The following is a 16,971-nucleotide window of genomic DNA, read 5'->3' on the forward strand; positions in this document are numbered from 1 at the left end:
TTCTAATCGAGAATAGACAGCAGGATATGGCGGCAATGGTGAAATATTCAAGACACGCGACTATTTGCCCCGCTTGGCTTTGAGCAGCGCAGCACCGAGCGCCCCCATGGCGGCAGGGGCTTCATTTTGCTGTCCCGCTGGACGCTTGCCACCTTGGCGCTGGCTTCGGGCAGGCTTGCGCGGCGCTGGCGAGGCCGGACTGCCCGACGCCTCGGGCTGTTCCGGTTCGTCATCCAAGCGCATGGATAGCCCAACCCGTTTACGCGGAATGTCCACGCTCATTACCTTCACCGTGACGATATCCCCCGCCTTGACGATGCTGCGCGGGTCATCGATGAAGCGGTCGGACAGCGCCGAAATATGCACCAAGCCGTCTTGGTGAACGCCAATATCCACGAAGGCCCCGAAGTGGGTCACGTTGGTGACGGTGCCTTCCAATACCATGCCCAGCTTCAAATCCTTGAGGGTTTCGACGCCCTCTCGGAATTCAGCGGCCTTGAACTCCGGGCGCGGGTCGCGACCGGGCTTATCCAGCTCTTTGAGAATATCGCTTACGGTAGGCACACCAAAGCGCTCATCGGCGAAGTCGGCGGGCTTGAGCGCTTTCAGGGTAGCGCTGTCGCCAATCAGCCCTTTCACGTCGCGGCTGTTCTGCTTGGCAATGCGCTCCACCAGCGTGTAGGCCTCGGGGTGAACCGCACTGGCGTCCAGCGGGTTCTCGGCGTTGCTGATACGCAAGAAGCCTGCGCACTGCTCGAAGGTTTTCGGGCCCAGGCGGCTCACTTCAAGTAGCTCTTTACGGCTCTTGAACGCCCCCTGAACGTTACGCTGCGCCACGATATTGTCGGCGATCGCCGCGCTGAGGCCTGCCACACGCGATAACAGCGCGCTGGAGGCGGTATTGAGATCCACGCCCACGGCGTTCACGCAGTCTTCGATGACCGCTTCCAGGCTGCGCGAGAGCTGCACTTGAGAAACATCGTGCTGATATTGGCCAACGCCGATGGATTTCGGTTCGATCTTCACCAGCTCGGCCAAGGGGTCTTGCAAGCGGCGGGCAATCGAGACAGCGCCGCGAATGGTCACGTCGAGATCCGGGAGTTCGCGCGCGGCGTACTCGGATGCCGAATACACCGATGCGCCCGCCTCGGATACCATTACCTTGCTCAGCCGATGGGCTGGGGCCAGCGCTTTTACCAGCTCGCCCGCGAGCTTGTCGGTTTCCCGGCTGGCGGTGCCGTTACCCACGGCAATCAATTCCACGCCATGCTGCTTGACCAACTTGGCGAGCACATTGAGCGCCTCGTCCCAGCGGTTTTGCGGCGCATGGGGATAAATGGTGGCTTGGTCGACGAACTGGCCGGTGGCATCGACCACCGCTACTTTACAGCCGGTACGTAGGCCGGGGTCGAGCGCCAGGGTCACTTTCTGTCCGGCCGGTGCGGCGAGCAGCAGATCCTTCAAATTGGCGGCAAACACGTCGATGGCGGTCTGTTCGGCCTGCTCGCGCAGGCGGCCCAGCAGCTCGGTTTCCAGCGCGGTGTATAGCTTCACACGCCAGGTCCAGCGCACCACTTCATTCAACCACTTATCCGCTGCACGCCCCTCATCGCTAATGCCCACCTGCTTGGCAATCGCTACCTGGGCGGGATGGATGGGAGCGTCGTCTTCGCCCGGCAAGCGGATCGCCAGGCTCAAGATGCCTTCATTGCGGCCGCGGAACATGGCCAGCGCCCGGTGCGAGGGCACTTTCGCCAGCTTTTCGTCGTGCTCGAAGTAGTCGGAGAACTTCGCGCCCTCCTGCTGTTTGCCCTCCAGCACGCGCGCACTGAGTTCGCCCTCTTGCCATAGCCGCTCGCGCAGTTGACCAATGAGCTCCGGGTCTTCGGCAAAGCGCTCCATCAGAATCTGCTTGGCGCCATCCAGCGCCGCTTTGGCATCATCGATGGCGGGGATATCCCCCTCGGCTTCACGCAGGTAGTGGGCGGCTTCGCTTTCGGGCTCGAGCGCTGGATTCGCCAGCAGCGCGTCGGCCAGGGGCTCCAACCCCGCCTCACGGGCAATTTGCGCTTTGGTGCGGCGCTTTTTCTTGAAGGGAAGGTATAAATCTTCCAAACGCTGCTTGGTATCGGCGGCTTGAATGGTCGCTTTAAGGCTCGCATCCAGCTTGCCCTGCTCATCGATGGCGGCTAATACCGCCTCACGACGCTCTTCCAGCTCGCGCAGGTAACGCAGGCGTTCGTCCAACTGGCGAAGCTGCGTATCGTCCAGCGCGCCAGTGACTTCTTTACGGTAACGGGCAATGAAAGGCACGGTAGCGCCACCATCCAGAAGCTCTACCGTGGCGGCGACCTGTTCCGGCCGGACGCTTAGCTCTTCGGCCAAGCGCGCAGTAATGCGTTGTTTGACATCCATAACGTGCAACTAACTCATGCAGCATTCGAGGTGTCGACAAGGTACCACAAAGCACCTGTGCTGGCATGGCTTGAGCACCTGAGCGCGAGCTAGCGGTGGAACTGCTTCTCCCGCTCGGGCTGCCAGAAGATGGCATCCACCCGCAGCTTCACGTCGGTGGCATTGGGCAGCGGCCATTCAATGACATCGCCCACCTCTAGGCCAATCAGCGCGGCCCCGATCGGCGCCATGACGGAAATACCGTCTTCCACGCTGGCCAGCGCATGGGGATAGACCAGCGTGCGGATCATTTGCCGCCCACGAGTCAGGTCGGTGAAGCGGATCTGGCTATTCATGCTCACGACGTTATCGGGAATGTCCTGCGGGTCGAGCACCTCACCGCGCAGCAGCTCTTCTTCGAGCAATTCCGCCACCATCTGATCCTTTTCCGGCGCTTGATCGATCAGTCGCTGCAGACGCTCTGCATCGAGACGGTTGATGATGATTGGAGGACGCTGCCCCATGGTCTCTCTCCTTGATGATACCGACCATAAAAAACAGCCCTTCCCCAAAGGGAAAGGACTGTGGATATCTGCCATATGCAGGATAACTTATTTAAAGTGACCCGGTAACTCATTGAACCAGGCCACTGACATGATCAGGTAACGCCCTGCTCGATCATGGCATCGGCCACCTTGCGGAAGCCTGCGATGTTGGCACCGAGCACCAGGTTACCAGGCTCGCCAAACTCTTCTGCCGTGTCAGCACACTGCTGATAGATATCGGCCATGATGCGCTTGAGTTTGTCATCGACTTTCTCTAGCGACCACTGCTCCATGCTGCTGTTCTGGGCCATTTCCAGCTGGCTCGTGGCCACGCCACCGGCGTTGGCGGCCTTACCAGGGCCGTAAGCGATACTGGCGGCAATAAAGCGTTCGACGGCGGCCTTGGTGGAGGGCATATTGGCCCCCTCACTGATACAGCTCACCCCGTTGGCGATCAGCGCCTGGGCATCCTGTTCGGTCAGTTCGTTCTGAGTGGCGCAGGGAAACGCCACCTGCGCCGGTAGCCGCCATACGGCATGGCCATCGGCGGGGTAATCCCGTGCCGCCACATAGTGTGCCTCAGGATGCTCGTGAAGGTAAGCCTCCAGGGAAACCCGCTCCACTTCCTTCAGACGCTTGAGCAGCCCCAGGTCGATGCCTCGAGGATCATGAATCATGCCCTTGGAATCACTGCAGGTCACCGGTAGTGCACCGAGTTCCAGCAGCTTTTCGATGGTATAGATGGCAACATTGCCCGCGCCGGACACCAGGCAAGTCTTGCCTGCCAGACTCTCCCCCCGGGCGGCCAGCATGTTCTGGGCAAAGTAGACCGCGCCGTAGCCGGTGGCCTCCTTGCGCCCGAGCGAGCCGCCCCAATTCAGCCCTTTGCCGGTCAGCACCCCTTCGTAACGTCCTGTCAGCCGCTTGTACTGGCCAAACAGATAGCCAATCTCGCGGGCACCCACGCCGATATCGCCGGCGGGCACATCGCTATGGGGCCCCACGTGGCGGTACAGCTCGGTCATGAACGACTGGCAGAAGCGCATGATCTCGTTGTCCGACTTGCCCTTAGGGTCGAAGTCCGCGCCGCCCTTCCCGCCGCCAATCGCCAGGCCGGTCAGCGCGTTCTTGAAGATTTGCTCGAACCCCAGAAACTTGATGGTGCCTGCGGTCACGCTGGGATGAAACCGCAGCCCGCCTTTATACGGCCCCAGGGCCGAGTTGAACTGCACTCGATACCCTTTGTTGACCTGCACCCGACCCTTGTCATCCAGCCAACTGACACGGAACATGATCTGCCGTTCAGGCTCGATCATACGCTCGATGATACTGTGCTGGTGATAGTGCGGCGAGCGCTCGAACAGGGGGCGCAAGCACTCGAGCACTTCCTCGGTGGCTTGATAGAACTCGGTTTGGGCAGGGCTACTCTTGGCTAGCCGCGCAAGGGTGTCATGAACATAGGGCATGGCATCGTACCGTTACTTTAGTGAAACTGTCGTTATGCTGGCCAGCGCATGACGGTATTTAACGGTGACGGCGTTTTTCTGCATACCCTATGCCGGTTTGGTATGGGAAAAAAACCGGCTGCAACTCGACTAAAGTCGCACTTTTTTTGCCCACTATTGGTGCATTAAACAAACTTGATAAACGATTATTTAACGAAAAACAGAGAAAAATAAAAAAGGGAGGATGCCAGGCATCCTCCCTTGAAGCGATGAAACAGCGAGTATCAGGTCAGTTGCGGGCCAGCTTTGATGATCGCTTCGTTGACGCCTTCGAACTTCTTGAAGTTGTCAACGAACTTTGTGGCCAGCTCCTGCAGGTGACGGTCGTAGGCGTCGCGGTCGGCCCAGGTGTCGCGGGGGTCCAGCAGGCTGGAGTCCACGCCCGGTACGGCCAGCGGCACTTGCAGGTTCAGGCCGTCGATGTGCTTGGTCTCGACATCACGCAGGATGCCTGACTGAATCGCGCTGATGATGGCGCGCGTGGTGGGGATCGAGAAGCGTGAGCCGCCTTCACCGTAGGCACCACCGGTCCAGCCAGTATTCACCAGGTACACCTGGGCGTCTTTCTTTTCGACACGCTTGATCAGCAGGTCGGCGTATTCACGGGCCGGACGCGGGAAGAACGGTGCGCCGAAGCAGGTAGAGAACGTTGCCGCCAGGCCTTCGGAAGAGCCCATTTCCGTGGAGCCGACCTTGGCGGTGTAGCCCGACAGGAAGTGGTAGGCCGCGGCTTCCTTGGACAGGATGGACACCGGCGGCAGTACGCCCGACATGTCACAGGTCAGGAATACGATGGCGTTGGGCTCACCCGCCAGGTTTTCGGCTACGCGCTTCTCGACGTGCTCCAGCGGGTAGGCAGCACGGGAGTTCTGGGTCAGGCTGTCGTCGGCGTAGTCCGGCTCGCGGCGGTCATCCAGCACGACGTTTTCCAGCACGGTGCCGAACTTGATCGCGTTCCAGATGACCGGCTCGTTCTTCTCGGACAGGTCGATGCACTTGGCGTAGCAGCCGCCTTCCATGTTGAAGACGATACCGTCGCCCCAGGCGTGCTCGTCATCACCAATCAAGAACCGTGCCTGGTCGGCAGACAGGGTGGTTTTACCGGTACCCGAGAGGCCGAAGAACAGGCAGGTCTCGCCATCTTCACCGACGTTGGCCGAGCAGTGCATCGGCAGCACGTCGGACGCTGGCAGCAGGAAGTTTTGGACGGAGAACATGGCTTTCTTCATTTCGCCTGCATAGCGCATACCCGCAATCAATACTTTGCGCTCGGCGAAATTGATGATGACACAACCATCGGAATTCGTGCCGTCACGGTTCGGGTCGCACTCGAAACCGGCAGCGTTAAGGATCGTCCATTCGTCTTTCGCAGCTTGGTTGTAGGCCTGAGGGCGCACGAACATGGTACGGCCAAACAGGTTCTGCCAAGCGGTTTCCGTCGTGACGCGTACTGGCAGGTAGTGCGTGGCATCGCTGCCAACGTGAAGCTCGGCGACGAAGTGATCACGACTCTCCAGGTGCTCTTCGACCCGTGCCCACAAGGCAGAAAACTTGTCGGCGTCGAAGGGGCGGTTGACGCTGCCCCAGTCGATACTATCGCGGGTGGTCGGCTCATCGACAATATAACGATCTTTCGGTGAACGCCCAGTGCGTAGTCCTGTATTGACTACCAGGGCACCATTGGCGGACAGGCGGCCTTCACCACGGGCCACGGCGCGCTCGATCAGTTCGGCGCTGCTGAGATTAACGTGGGCTTGGGGGGCGGCTTGAGTCGTGGTCATGTCGATTCCTGGGTCTCTAATTTACCGGGCGTCGCCGACGCCTTGAGAAATCATCCTAGCCGCTGGCAGGGTGGTCACAGCTGACTAGGTGCGCTGAAGTCCGGCGCATTATGGCAAAAAGAAAACCCCCGGGAAACGGGGGGCTTCGAGCAAATATCTTGTAGTTAAACTACTACAATGCCACTACATTTTGTGTTGCAGCGCAGTAATTTTTCAAACAACCGTTTGCCCGCCTGACGCTAGACGGGACCACCTGGGAGGTCTAGACGATAGGCCAAACAGCATGCCCAGCCAGCGCCGACTACACAATCAGTGAATCACCGGCGGCGGCGCACCTGGGTCTTCCAATAAAATTTCAATATCGGCGGCGGTGTAGTGATATTTCGTGTGACAAAAATGGCATTGGGTGTCGATGGCGCCTTGCTCGTGCAATATATCGCGCAGTTCGTCCTTTCCTAATGTATAGAGCGCGTGGCTCATGCGCTCCCGCGAGCAGGTGCAGCCAAAGCGGAGCGTTTTGGGATCGAAGACCCGTACGGTCTCTTCATGGTAAAGACGGTAGAGCACGTCACGCTGCTCCAGCTCCAGCAGCTCTTCTGACTTGATGGTGTCGGCCAGGTACACGCTGCGCTCCCAGGCGTCGACGTCTTGATTTTGCGACGCATCCGGCAGGCGCTGAAGCAGCAGGCCGCCTGCCCGCTCACCATCGGCTGCGAGCCAAAGCCGGGTCGGCAACTGCTCGGATTGGCCAAAGTAGGCTTCCAGGCAGCCACCCAACGTGTCGTGGTCCAGCGCGACGATCCCTTGATAGCGGTGGCCCTCTCGCGGGTCTAGGGTAATCACGATTTGCCCCTCCCCGACCAGCTCGCGGAAGCTGGCGTGCTCGCTGGGCAGCGCGGCGTCTTCGGCAATGCGCGCGATCGCTCGCAGCTCGCCACCTGGGTTGGATTCCGCCATGAGCAGAGCGAGCGCCCCTTGGCCACGCACTTCGATACTGAGCGTGCCATCGAGCTTGACGGTATCGGTCAGTAGCGCCACCGCCGCCAGGAGCTCACCCAGCAGTTGGTTCACTGCCGGTGGGTAGGCGTGTCGGTCGAGTACCTCCTGATAGGCGGTACCGAGCGTGACGATTTCGCCACGCACGTTGGTTTGGTCGAACAGAAAACGTTGGATTTGATCGGACATAACGAGACCATGAAAGAGAGAGTCAAAAGAGAGCGCTGGGAGTCAGCCGCGGCTTACTCCCCTTGTTGACGCTGAAAACGCTGGATATCGCGCCGCTGCTTTTTGTCAGGACGCTTGAGGGGGTGCTGCATGACTTCATTGGTCAGCCGCCGCGCCTCGGCTTCTTTGGCACGTCGCGTCGCGCTCTCTTGGGTTTCTGCATAGAGTTTGCGCGCCTCGGGGGCACCCCGACGCTGATCCGAGAGCGCCGTTACCTCCACTTCGAAAATATCCCAGCCCTGCGGAACGCGGATCAGCGCGCCCAGTTCGACGTTCTTGCTGGTTTTGACGCGGGCGCCATCGTAGTGAACTTTTCCGCCTTCAATGGCTTTTTTGGCTAAGGCGCGGGTTTTGAAAAACCGCGCTGCCCATAGCCACTTATCCAAGCGAACGCTATCACTCATTCACGCTCTCCTCAGGTGGGTGGATGCTGCCCTGGCAGATCGGCTGGCAGCAGTTGGGCAAATCGATCCAGAGCGATGAATTCCTGCAGCTCTTTTTCGGGGCGCTGACTATCGGGCTGCTTGATACCCAACAGATGCTTGATACCGAACTCGCGAGCGCTCTCTAAAACGCGGGGGTTATCATCGATGAAGAGCGTACGAGCAGGATCGAACGGCTCCCGTTCTTGCAGAGCCAACCAAAACGCCTGCTCCTCTTTGGCTGCCCCCACGTCTTCCGATGAGATGATGGCGTCCAGGTAGTTTTCCAACCCCGTGAGGGGGAGTTTCAACGCTAAGCTTGCGCGGTCAGCGTTGGTCGCCAATACGACCCGGGGGTGCGACTGCTTTAGCCACGTCAAAAAATCGTGTGCATCGCTGCGCAGACCAATCAAGTGTTGCACTTCGCGCTTGAGCGCGATGATGTCGACATCGAGCTCGCGGCTCCAGTACGCCAGGCTATACCAGTTCAGCGTCCCCTGCTCCCCCATGATGCGGGTTTTCAACGCGTCTTGACTGGCTTGGTCTAACTGGTGCAGCTCGACGTAGCGACGTGGCAGATGCTCGAGCCAAAAGTGGCTGTCGAAGTGGAGGTCCAGCAGCGTGCCATCCATATCGAGCAGGACGGTATCGATCTCTCGCCAATCAATCATTGCCGCTCCAGTCTGAAAGAGTAAGCGTGCTATTGTAGCGTAACCCGTTTTTTGCAGCCACGGAGGCAGGATGTCACGCGACGATACAGCACACGGCGATACGCCAAACGGCTACCCACGCAAGCCGCAAATCCTGGGGCGCCAGCGTGTTGCGCAAAGCCGCTTGTTCCAAATCGAAGCGCTGGACTTACGCTTCTCCAACGGAGAGGAGCGACAGTTCGAGCGGTTGACCGGCGCTGATCGAGGCGCGGTCATGATCATTGCCATGCCCGACCCAGAGCATGTGTTACTCATTCGGGAGTATGCCGCAGGGTTCGAGGACTACGTGCTGACGCTGCCCAAAGGCTTGGTCGACCCCGGTGAAGACATCGTGACCGCCGCGAATCGCGAGCTAATGGAAGAGTGCGGTTTCGGTGCACATCGCATCGAACCGCTGGTCGAGCTGTCGTTGGCACCTAACTACATGCGCCACCGTATGCAGGTTCTCATGGCGACGGACCTCTACCCCAAGCGCTTACCGGGCGACGAGCCCGAGCCGCTGATCGTCGAGACCCATGCCATCGAAGAGTTACCCGCGCTACTGATGCGCGAAGACTTCCATGAAGCGCGCGCCATTGCAGCGCTCTATATTGCGCGGGATAAGTTGCGCGAAGAGAAGCGCCGTAGTGAGATGGATTTGCTCTAACCGCCTGGTTCAACGGCCAGAACGCGCCGGGCGTTCTGGCCGTTGAGCATTACAGATGATGCTTGAGCGGAATCCAGCGACGCTGGCGGTGGCTGTCTAGGCCCGCTTCCAGAAGCGCCATGCTGCGAAGGGCGTCATCGATATCCACTGGAAGCGGCGCTTTATCACGAATCGCCGCGCTCACCCCTTGGTAATAGGCGAGATAATCACCTGGCAGAGAAGGATGATCGTGGCGCACCAGTGGCGCCTCCTCGCCTTCTCCCTCGCGCAGCGTGAGTATGCCAGGGCCATCTGCGCCCCAAGCGGCTGACGGCGTCTCCCCGGCTTTCAGACGATCTTCCTGCGGGTCTAGGCCGTATTTGATGTAGCTCCCCTTCGTGCCATGCACGCGGTAGCGCGGCGTCGGCTCGGCCACCAGCGTACCGGCACTCAAGCTGACACGTCGATCGTCATACTCCAGCAAAGCGAGAAAGTCGTCGTCGGCCCTGGCACCGTCGCGGCGTGCGCCTAGCTCGAGCAAAATGGCACTGGGCATGCCAAACAGTTCGCAGGCTTGATCGAGGAGGTGCGGTCCTAGGTCGTACCAAATACCGCCGCCAGGGGTGGCTTTTTCCCGCCAGCGATCACGCACTTCGGGGCGAAAGCGATCGAAGCGCGACTCGAACCCCGTTACCCGCCCCAGCGTCCCTTTTTCCAAAAGCGCTTTGAGCGTCAGGAAATCGCTATCCCAACGGCGGTTATGAAACACCGATATCAACCGCTCTTTGTCCATTCCCAGGGCTTTTAACTGCTTGGCCTCGGAGAGCGTGACGGTGAAGGGTTTATCGACCACCACGTGCTTTCCAGCGGTGAGCGCCGCTTTGGCCAGCGGGAAGTGAGTGTCATTTGGCGTGGGGATGACGATCAGGTCGATATCCGGTCGCTTACATAGCGCCAGCGCTTGGCTTTCTACCTCTACATTGGGCAGGTCTGCCTGCACTTTGGCAACATCGCTCGATGAGACGGCCACTAGGTCCATCCCTTCGGTTGCTTGGATGAGCGGGGCGTGGAACGTCTTGCTCGCAAAACCATAGCCAACGAGGCCAACGTTGATGATCGCCTTCATTACAATCCTTAGTCGATGTGACGGTTCAGGCTGGCAAAAAAACAGCCCGCACGAGACGGGCTGTGGTGTCACTTAATCTAGCTTGGACAGATCGCGCACCGCGCCTTTGTCCGCAGAGGTAGCGAGCAGCGCATACGCTTTGAGCGCAGGTGTGACCTTACGCGGGCGCTGCTCGACGGGCTTCCAGGCATCTTTACCTTTGGCGTCCATTGCCTCGCGGCGCTTGGCCAGCTCGGCATCGCTCAGTTGCACGTTGATCGCGCGGTTGGGAATGTCGATCAAGATGGTGTCGCCCTGCTCGACCAAGCCTATGGCGCCGCCCGCCGCTGCTTCTGGGGAAACGTGGCCAATCGACAGCCCCGAGGTGCCGCCAGAGAAGCGGCCATCGGTGAGCAGCGCGCAGGCTTTGCCTAGGCCTTTCGATTTCAAGTAAGAGGTTGGATAGAGCATCTCCTGCATGCCCGGCCCCCCTTTGGGACCTTCGTAGCGGATAACCACCACGTCGCCCTCTTTCACCTTGCCATCCAAGACGTTGGCCACCGCTTGGTCTTGCGACTCCACCACGTGGGCTTTGCCCTCGAAGACCAGAATGGAGTCGTCGACGCCGGCGGTCTTCACGACGCAGCCATCCAGCGCGATGTTGCCGTAGAGAACGGCCAAGCCGCCCTCGCGAGAGAACGCATGCGCCAGGTCGCGAATACAGCCGGTGGCACGGTCGCCGTCCAGACTCGGCCAGCGGGCGCTTTGCGAAAACGCGGTTTGCGTGGGAACGCCGCCGGGGCCTGCTTTAAAGAACTCCACCACCTCTGGGCTTGGCGAGCGCATGATGTCCCACTCATCCAGCGCCGCTTTCAGGCTGTCGCCATAGACGGTCGGCACCGAGGTATCCAATACGCCCGCGCGGTCCAGTTCACCCAGGATGGCCATGATCCCCCCGGCACGGTGGACGTCTTCGATGTGGTACTTCTGGGTATTGGGGGCCACCTTGCATAGCTGCGGCACTTCCCGGGAAAGACGGTCGATATCCGCCATGGTGAAGTCGATTTCCGCTTCTTGGGCGGCGGCCAGCAGGTGGAGGATGGTGTTGGTCGAGCCGCCCATGGCAATGTCCAGCGTCATGGCGTTCTTGAAAGCGGCTTTGCTACCAATCGCGCGGGGTAGCAGGTGCGCCTCTTCACCTTCGTAATAGCGTTTGGCCAACTCGACGATGCGATGCCCCGCAGTCTCGAACAAACGACGACGGTCAGCGTGGGTCGCCAGCACGGTACCGTTACCCGGCAGCGCTAGCCCTAGCGCTTCGGTCAGACAGTTCATGGAGTTGGCGGTGAACATGCCCGAGCAGCTGCCGCAGGTAGGGCACGCACTGCGCTCGACTTCGGCGAGGGTTTCGTCGTCGACACTGTCGTCGGCCGCCATGACCATGGCATCGACGAGGTCGAGGCCGTGATCCAGCAGCTTGGTCTTACCGGCTTCCATTGGGCCGCCGGAGACAAAGATGACCGGAATATTGAGACGCATCGCGGCCATCAACATGCCTGGGGTGATCTTGTCGCAGTTGGAAATACACACCAGCGCATCGGCACAGTGGGCGTTACACATGTACTCGACGCTATCGGCGATGATGTCGCGGCTCGGCAGCGAGTAGAGCATGCCATCGTGGCCCATGGCGATCCCGTCATCCACGGCGATCGTGTTGAACTCTTTGGCCACGCCTCCCGCTTTTTCGATCTCGCGCGCCACCAGCTGCCCCATGTCTTTTAGGTGCACATGCCCTGGGACGAACTGGGTAAACGAGTTAGCAACGGCAATGATCGGTTTATGAAAGTCGTCGTCTTTCATACCGGTGGCACGCCAAAGGGCACGAGCGCCAGCCATATTGCGGCCAGCGGTGGTGGTACGGGAGCGGTACTCAGGCATGGTGTCCTCTACATCTTTATCGTGGCCTGCCGCATACGTGGCGGCAGGCAATTGAATCCAGCGGCCTTAGATTGTGGCATGAGCGCACCGCCTAGACTAGATGTAGAGGGCAACCAAACGCGTGGGATGCTGATGCCTCCTTAAAAGGTCTCCCACTTCTCCTCGGCAGGGGCCGTTTCTCGACGCTTGGGCGCAGGTGTGGATAGCGCCTCTGCGCGCGCTTGTAACGCATGTTGCGACGGTAGGCCGGGAGCTGGATCGTTACGCTGAGACAGTCGCATCCGCGCTGTCTCGCTGCTCTCCTCCTCCGCGCCCTCTAACCGGAAGGCGGCAATGACGTTCGCTAGGTCTAGCGCTTCGTGGGTCAAGCGCTGGGCGGCGCTGGAAATCGACTGCACTTTGGTCGCGTTCTGCTGGGTGACATGATCCATTTCAGAGACCGCCGTATTGATCTGAGCAATGCCGCTGCTCTGCTCGTCCGAGGCGGTACTGATCTCTTCCATGATGTCGCTTACCCGCATCACTTGGTTGACCACCTGCTCGATAGATCGCTCGGCCTCTTTGACGGCATCCGCGCCACCGGCAATCTCTTGAGAGGAGGTATCGATCAATCGGCGAATCTCGCCCGCCGCATCGGCACTGCGCCCGGCCAAATTGCGTACCTCGTTGGCGACTACGGCAAATCCTCGGCCCTGCTCACCTGCCCTAGCGGCTTCGACCGAGGCGTTCAAGGCCAGGATGTTGGTCTGGAAAGCAATACCATCGATGACCGTGATGATATCGTTCATTTTAGCGGCGCTTGCCGCGATGCGCTCCATCCGCTCCACCAACGCCTGCATGCGCTCACCCGTTTCGCGGCTGGTCGTCGCATTTTGCATGGCCAGTTGATTGGCTTGACGCGCGTTTTCGGTATTTTGCTGCACCGTTGCGGTCATTTGGTCCATGCTGGAGGCCGTTTGCTGCAGCGACGAGGCCTGCTGTTCGGTGCGTGAAGCCAACTCCTCGTTTTGCTGATGGATGTGCTCCGAGGCGGGCGTGACGATCTCCACTTTGTTGCCGACTTCGGTAATCAATCCTGAGAGGCTGGCACGCATGGTTTCCAGAGAAGCCAATAGCTCGCCAAGCTCATCGTTTCGCTTGAGGGTGACCCGATTGGCCAAATTACCTGCTGCAATTTGAAACGTGACGCGACGTGCTTCATTGAGCGACTTGATCAACGACCGTAGCACGGCCACGCTGAGCCCTACCATCAGCAAAATACCGAAGAGTAAGACGCCCAACTGCCCCCACAAGAGCCATTGCTGCTGACGCTCTGCATTGGCCATGAGTGTTTGAGCCGCGGCACGCTCGTTATCGACCAGCAAATTGATGGTGGCACTAATGCTATCGGAGGTCGGCTTCACGACATCGTTGAACGCCTCGAACGCCGCAAAGCCATTGCCATCGCGTATCGCGGTGAATGCCGTCTCAGCGCCGCTCAAGAACGTCGTCAAATGCGCCGTCAGCCCCTGCTGAACGCCACTGGTTTCCGTGCGCTGGGCGGTGAACCCCTGCCATGTTTGGTTGATATCACCTTGGAGTGTGGTCAACTGCTCTTCGAGCAGATCCAGATCGGCACGTCGCGGGTTACGCACGGCAGGCTCCAGCGCCTGCAAGAGCTGGGCGGTACCCTGCTCGATTTGCTGCAGATTGGCCACCCCTTCGAGCCCGGTTTGGTTCAGTGTGCGCAGCCGGTCAGCAGAGCTGGTGATGCCATACACGCCGGCGGCCCCCGCCACGGCCAGCAGCGCAATAGCGGCAATGACCATCCCCATCAGTTTGGCCTGCATACTGCTGAAGCTAAAACGCTGCACCCATCCGCGCACCCCGGTGCGCCGTAATGCACCATGATGGAGCTTGAACCCTCGGCTTCGGCCCTGTTGCATAATGCTATACGCCCTGGCGGCGCGGGCAATGGCTTTTTGTCCGGCTTTACGGCGAATCGCCGTATAGCCTGCCACTCGTTGACCATCGAGTAACGGTGCTACCGTGGTATGTACCCAATACGTGTCGCCATTTTTACAGCGATTTTTGACGACCCCTTGCCACGTTTTTCCCTTTTCGATGGTCGTCCACATATTGCTGAAAACCATCGCAGGCATGTCCGGATCACGAAAGACACTGTGGGGTTCCCCCATTAGCTCTGTCTGCGCGTAGCCACTGACATCGACGAATGTCTGGTTCACGTAGGTGATCTTTCCCTGGCGGTCAGAGCGTGAAATCAACACTTGATCATCAGAGAGTTCGAATGCTGCTTGGCTGGATATGCTCATCAAGAACCCCTACTGTTTTTTTATGAAAGGCCTGTTTTGCCTGTGACCCAGCGACGTCCTTTTTACCAAGCCGTTATCGAGCGTCGATCCACTTTCCGACCTACGCCCATCCACAAAAACCCAGCAAAAAATATGCCACCCGGCGGGTGGCATATTCAAATGATCGACCATGCGAATCATCAATGGTGATTAAACGCAGCGCTTCCCATGAAACGCCTTAAAACGTATCCCACTCCTCCTGTTCGTCTTGGGACGGTGTGTACGAATGTGTTTGACGACGGGCGTGTTTCGACGGTGCGTCACTAGGCAGTCCTGGAACGTTCTGCTTGATGGCTCTTTGGGCACGTGCCAATTTTTCGCGTGCAGCGCCGATACTCTCGGCTTGTGCGCCCTCCAGGCGGAAGGCATCGACGACGTTGGCCAGCTCGAAGGCCTCCAGTGCCAAGTTGTCTGCCGAGGCCGCAATCGACTGCACTTTAGTGGCATTTTGCTGGGTGACGCTATCCATCTCGGCAATGGCGGCGTTGATTTGGCCAATCCCGCTGCTCTGTTCGTTCGATGCCGTACTGATCGAGGCCATGAGCTCGCTGACGCGGCTGACCTGCGCCACGACGTTCTCGATGGCGCTCTCGGCTTGCTCGACAGCGCTACGCCCGCCGCTCACCTCTTGCGTCGTGCTATCGATCATTTTGCGAATTTCCTGGGCGGCATCGGCACTACGACTGGCTAGGGTGCGTACCTCACTGGCGACCACGGCAAAGCCCCGGCCATGTTCGCCCGCACGGGCGGCCTCTACCGAGGCGTTGAGCGCCAGGATATTGGTTTGGAAAGCAATGCTGTCGATGACGCCGATCATTTCGGTCATTTTTTCGGCGCTTTTGGCAATGCGCTGCATGCGCTCGACGAGCTGCTCCATTTGTTGGCGAGTATCCCGCGTGCTGGCGGCATTTTGCTGGGCTAGCTCCGTGGCTTGACGCGCATTGTCGTTATTCTGCTGAACGGTGGAGGTCATCTCCTCCATACTCGAGGCGGTTTGCTGCAGCGACGACGCTTGCTGCTCCGTGCGTGAAGCAAGCTCCTCGTTTTCGGCAGCAATTTGTTGGATCGCAGGCGTGACGACCGACACGCGGTTTTCTACGTCGCCCACGATACTAGAGAGACTGAAGCGCATCGTATCCAACGAGTAGAGCAGTTCCCCCAGCTCATCGTTACTCTGGCGACGCTCACGGGCCGCCAGGTTACCGGCCGCGATTTGAAACGTCATATAGCGCGCCCCCGCCAAACTGCGAAAGACCGACTTCAAAATGAACACGCTGAGCGCCACCAGTATGCAAAGGCCGATCAACAGCAGTACTAGCTGAGCAATGAACATCTGCTGACGGCCTTGTCGTGCGTCCTCCACCAGATCGGCGGCACCGGCACGCTCGTCGTCCACTAGCTGGCTGTTGAGCTCTCGGATATTGGCCGTTGCGGGCAGCACCACGCTATTGAGCGCCTCGAACGCTGCAAAACCGTTGGCTTGATCGATCGCTTCGATGGCGCCCGTCACGCCGCCGCGCCAAGCGGCGAACGCTTCATCGAACCCCTGAAGCACCGTTGACGACGCGCTGCTGGTTTGGCGATACGCCTCCCATAGTGTTTGGGCACTTTGAGTGTTGGCCGCCAATTGTGCCGATACCGTTTCCATATCGACACGACGCGGGTTTCTGACGGCGGGCTCTAGCTCCTCGACGGCCAGCCCAATATGGCGCTCGATGAGCTGCAAATCGGCGACGGACTCCAATCCAGAACGGTTGAGGGTTTCCAGTCGCTCACCAGACACGCTCAAACCATAAAGACCCAGCCCACCCGATAGCCCTAGCAACACGACGGCTGCCACGACCATCCCGATCAATTTGGCTTTGAGACTGGTGAATTGAAAGCGGGCGACAATGCCACCTAGCCCCCGGCGCTGCAATGCGCCTTGTTGTAGCGTGTAGCGGCGCGACTTGCCCTTTTCACGTATGTCGGCGTACACCTGCTCGGCCAAGGCAATGCGCTTTGGCGACGCTTTACGGCGCAGTGAGGTATAGCCCACGATGCGATCGCCGTCTCGCAAGGGGGCGACGGTAGCGTTGACCCAATAGTGATCGCCATTTTTGCGGCGGTTTTTCACCGTTCCCTGCCACGTTCCGCCCGCTTGAATGGTTTTCCAGAAATCGGCGTAGGCCGCTTCGGGCATATCGGGGTGACGGATCAGGTTGTGCGGTGCTCCCAGCAGTTCATCTCTCGAATAGCCGCTGACTTCTACGAAAGCAGCGTTGGCATAGGTGACGTTCCCTTTCAAATCCGAGCGTGAAATGAGTACCGTCTCTTCGTCGAGCACGTATTCACGTTGCGTAACGGGCTGGTTATTGCGCATAGAAGCTCC

Annotated in this window: 12 protein-coding genes; 1 reads left to right on the forward strand and 11 read right to left on the reverse strand. The window is 59.3% G+C overall.

Annotation, left to right across the window (positions count from 1 at the left end):
• Nucleotides 1-60: 60 nt before the first annotated feature.
• The 7 genes from MHM85_RS15910 to yrfG all read right to left on the reverse strand — a co-directional run bounded on the left by MHM85_RS15910 (nucleotide 61) and on the right by yrfG (nucleotide 8,542).
• Entirely contained in the window at nucleotides 61-2,415 is a 2,355-nt protein-coding gene (locus tag MHM85_RS15910) for a Tex family protein (protein ID WP_239286426.1), read from the reverse strand.
• Nucleotides 2,416-2,504: 89 nt separating this feature from the next.
• Nucleotides 2,505-2,918: a nucleoside diphosphate kinase regulator gene (gene rnk / locus MHM85_RS15915; protein ID WP_239286425.1), complete on the reverse strand. Its 414-nt coding sequence runs from the start codon at nucleotides 2,916-2,918 to the stop codon at nucleotides 2,505-2,507.
• A 134-nt stretch (nucleotides 2,919-3,052) separates the two neighbouring features.
• The gene (gene gdhA, locus MHM85_RS15920) at nucleotides 3,053-4,405 is read right to left on the reverse strand and encodes an NADP-specific glutamate dehydrogenase (protein ID WP_239286424.1); all 1,353 of its coding nucleotides are present in this window, start codon (nucleotides 4,403-4,405) and stop codon (nucleotides 3,053-3,055) included.
• 263 nt (nucleotides 4,406-4,668) lie between these two features.
• Complete coding sequence (locus tag MHM85_RS15925) at nucleotides 4,669-6,225, reverse strand: phosphoenolpyruvate carboxykinase (RefSeq protein ID WP_239286423.1); 1,557 nt, start codon at nucleotides 6,223-6,225, stop codon at nucleotides 4,669-4,671.
• A 309-nt stretch (nucleotides 6,226-6,534) separates the two neighbouring features.
• On the reverse strand, nucleotides 6,535-7,410 hold the full coding sequence (hslO, locus tag MHM85_RS15930) for an Hsp33 family molecular chaperone HslO (RefSeq protein ID WP_239286422.1): 876 nt from the start codon (nucleotides 7,408-7,410) through the stop codon (nucleotides 6,535-6,537).
• Between the two features lie 53 nt (nucleotides 7,411-7,463).
• A complete protein-coding gene (gene hslR / locus MHM85_RS15935; RefSeq protein WP_139526988.1) occupies nucleotides 7,464-7,853 on the reverse strand; it encodes a ribosome-associated heat shock protein Hsp15 in 390 nt (129 codons plus the stop codon).
• Between the two features lie 11 nt (nucleotides 7,854-7,864).
• Nucleotides 7,865-8,542: a GMP/IMP nucleotidase gene (yrfG, locus tag MHM85_RS15940; protein WP_239286421.1), complete on the reverse strand. Its 678-nt coding sequence runs from the start codon at nucleotides 8,540-8,542 to the stop codon at nucleotides 7,865-7,867.
• Nucleotides 8,543-8,612: 70 nt separating this feature from the next.
• Between yrfG and nudE the strand changes: the two genes are divergently transcribed.
• On the forward strand, nucleotides 8,613-9,227 hold the full coding sequence (gene nudE, locus MHM85_RS15945) for an ADP compounds hydrolase NudE (RefSeq protein WP_139526986.1): 615 nt from the start codon (nucleotides 8,613-8,615) through the stop codon (nucleotides 9,225-9,227).
• Nucleotides 9,228-9,276: 49 nt separating this feature from the next.
• On the opposite strand, the gene MHM85_RS15950 is transcribed toward nudE, so the two are convergent.
• The 4 genes from MHM85_RS15950 to MHM85_RS15965 form a co-directional block, all read right to left on the reverse strand.
• Nucleotides 9,277-10,332: an oxidoreductase gene (locus MHM85_RS15950; RefSeq protein ID WP_239286420.1), complete on the reverse strand. Its 1,056-nt coding sequence runs from the start codon at nucleotides 10,330-10,332 to the stop codon at nucleotides 9,277-9,279.
• Nucleotides 10,333-10,404: 72 nt separating this feature from the next.
• Nucleotides 10,405-12,249, reverse strand: coding sequence for a dihydroxy-acid dehydratase (ilvD, locus tag MHM85_RS15955; protein WP_139526984.1), 1,845 nt, complete (start codon nucleotides 12,247-12,249; stop codon nucleotides 10,405-10,407).
• Nucleotides 12,250-12,389: 140 nt separating this feature from the next.
• A complete protein-coding gene (locus tag MHM85_RS15960) occupies nucleotides 12,390-14,561 on the reverse strand; it encodes a PAS domain-containing methyl-accepting chemotaxis protein (protein WP_239286419.1) in 2,172 nt (723 codons plus the stop codon).
• A 217-nt stretch (nucleotides 14,562-14,778) separates the two neighbouring features.
• Nucleotides 14,779-16,962 (reverse strand): PAS domain-containing methyl-accepting chemotaxis protein, encoded by a 2,184-nt coding sequence (locus MHM85_RS15965; protein WP_153842741.1) that lies wholly within the window; start codon nucleotides 16,960-16,962, stop codon nucleotides 14,779-14,781.
• Nucleotides 16,963-16,971: the final 9 nt, after the last annotated feature.

This window comes from Halomonas sp. McD50-4 (assembly GCF_022348135.1).
Classification (GTDB): Bacteria; Pseudomonadota; Gammaproteobacteria; order Pseudomonadales; family Halomonadaceae; genus Vreelandella; species Vreelandella piezotolerans.

Coding starts and splice junctions, on each gene's coding strand:
- MHM85_RS15910 (WP_239286426.1), bottom strand. CDS start 2,415: ATGGATGTCAAACAACGCATTACTGCGCGCTTGGCCGAAGAGCTAAGC.
- rnk (WP_239286425.1), bottom strand. CDS start 2,918: ATGGGGCAGCGTCCTCCAATCATCATCAACCGTCTCGATGCAGAGCGT.
- gdhA (WP_239286424.1), bottom strand. CDS start 4,405: ATGCCCTATGTTCATGACACCCTTGCGCGGCTAGCCAAGAGTAGCCCT.
- MHM85_RS15925 (WP_239286423.1), bottom strand. CDS start 6,225: ATGACCACGACTCAAGCCGCCCCCCAAGCCCACGTTAATCTCAGCAGC.
- hslO (WP_239286422.1), bottom strand. CDS start 7,410: ATGTCCGATCAAATCCAACGTTTTCTGTTCGACCAAACCAACGTGCGT.
- hslR (WP_139526988.1), bottom strand. CDS start 7,853: ATGAGTGATAGCGTTCGCTTGGATAAGTGGCTATGGGCAGCGCGGTTT.
- yrfG (WP_239286421.1), bottom strand. CDS start 8,542: ATGATTGATTGGCGAGAGATCGATACCGTCCTGCTCGATATGGATGGC.
- nudE (WP_139526986.1), top strand. CDS start 8,613: ATGTCACGCGACGATACAGCACACGGCGATACGCCAAACGGCTACCCA.
- MHM85_RS15950 (WP_239286420.1), bottom strand. CDS start 10,332: ATGAAGGCGATCATCAACGTTGGCCTCGTTGGCTATGGTTTTGCGAGC.
- ilvD (WP_139526984.1), bottom strand. CDS start 12,249: ATGCCTGAGTACCGCTCCCGTACCACCACCGCTGGCCGCAATATGGCT.
- MHM85_RS15960 (WP_239286419.1), bottom strand. CDS start 14,561: ATGAGCATATCCAGCCAAGCAGCATTCGAACTCTCTGATGATCAAGTG.
- MHM85_RS15965 (WP_153842741.1), bottom strand. CDS start 16,962: ATGCGCAATAACCAGCCCGTTACGCAACGTGAATACGTGCTCGACGAA.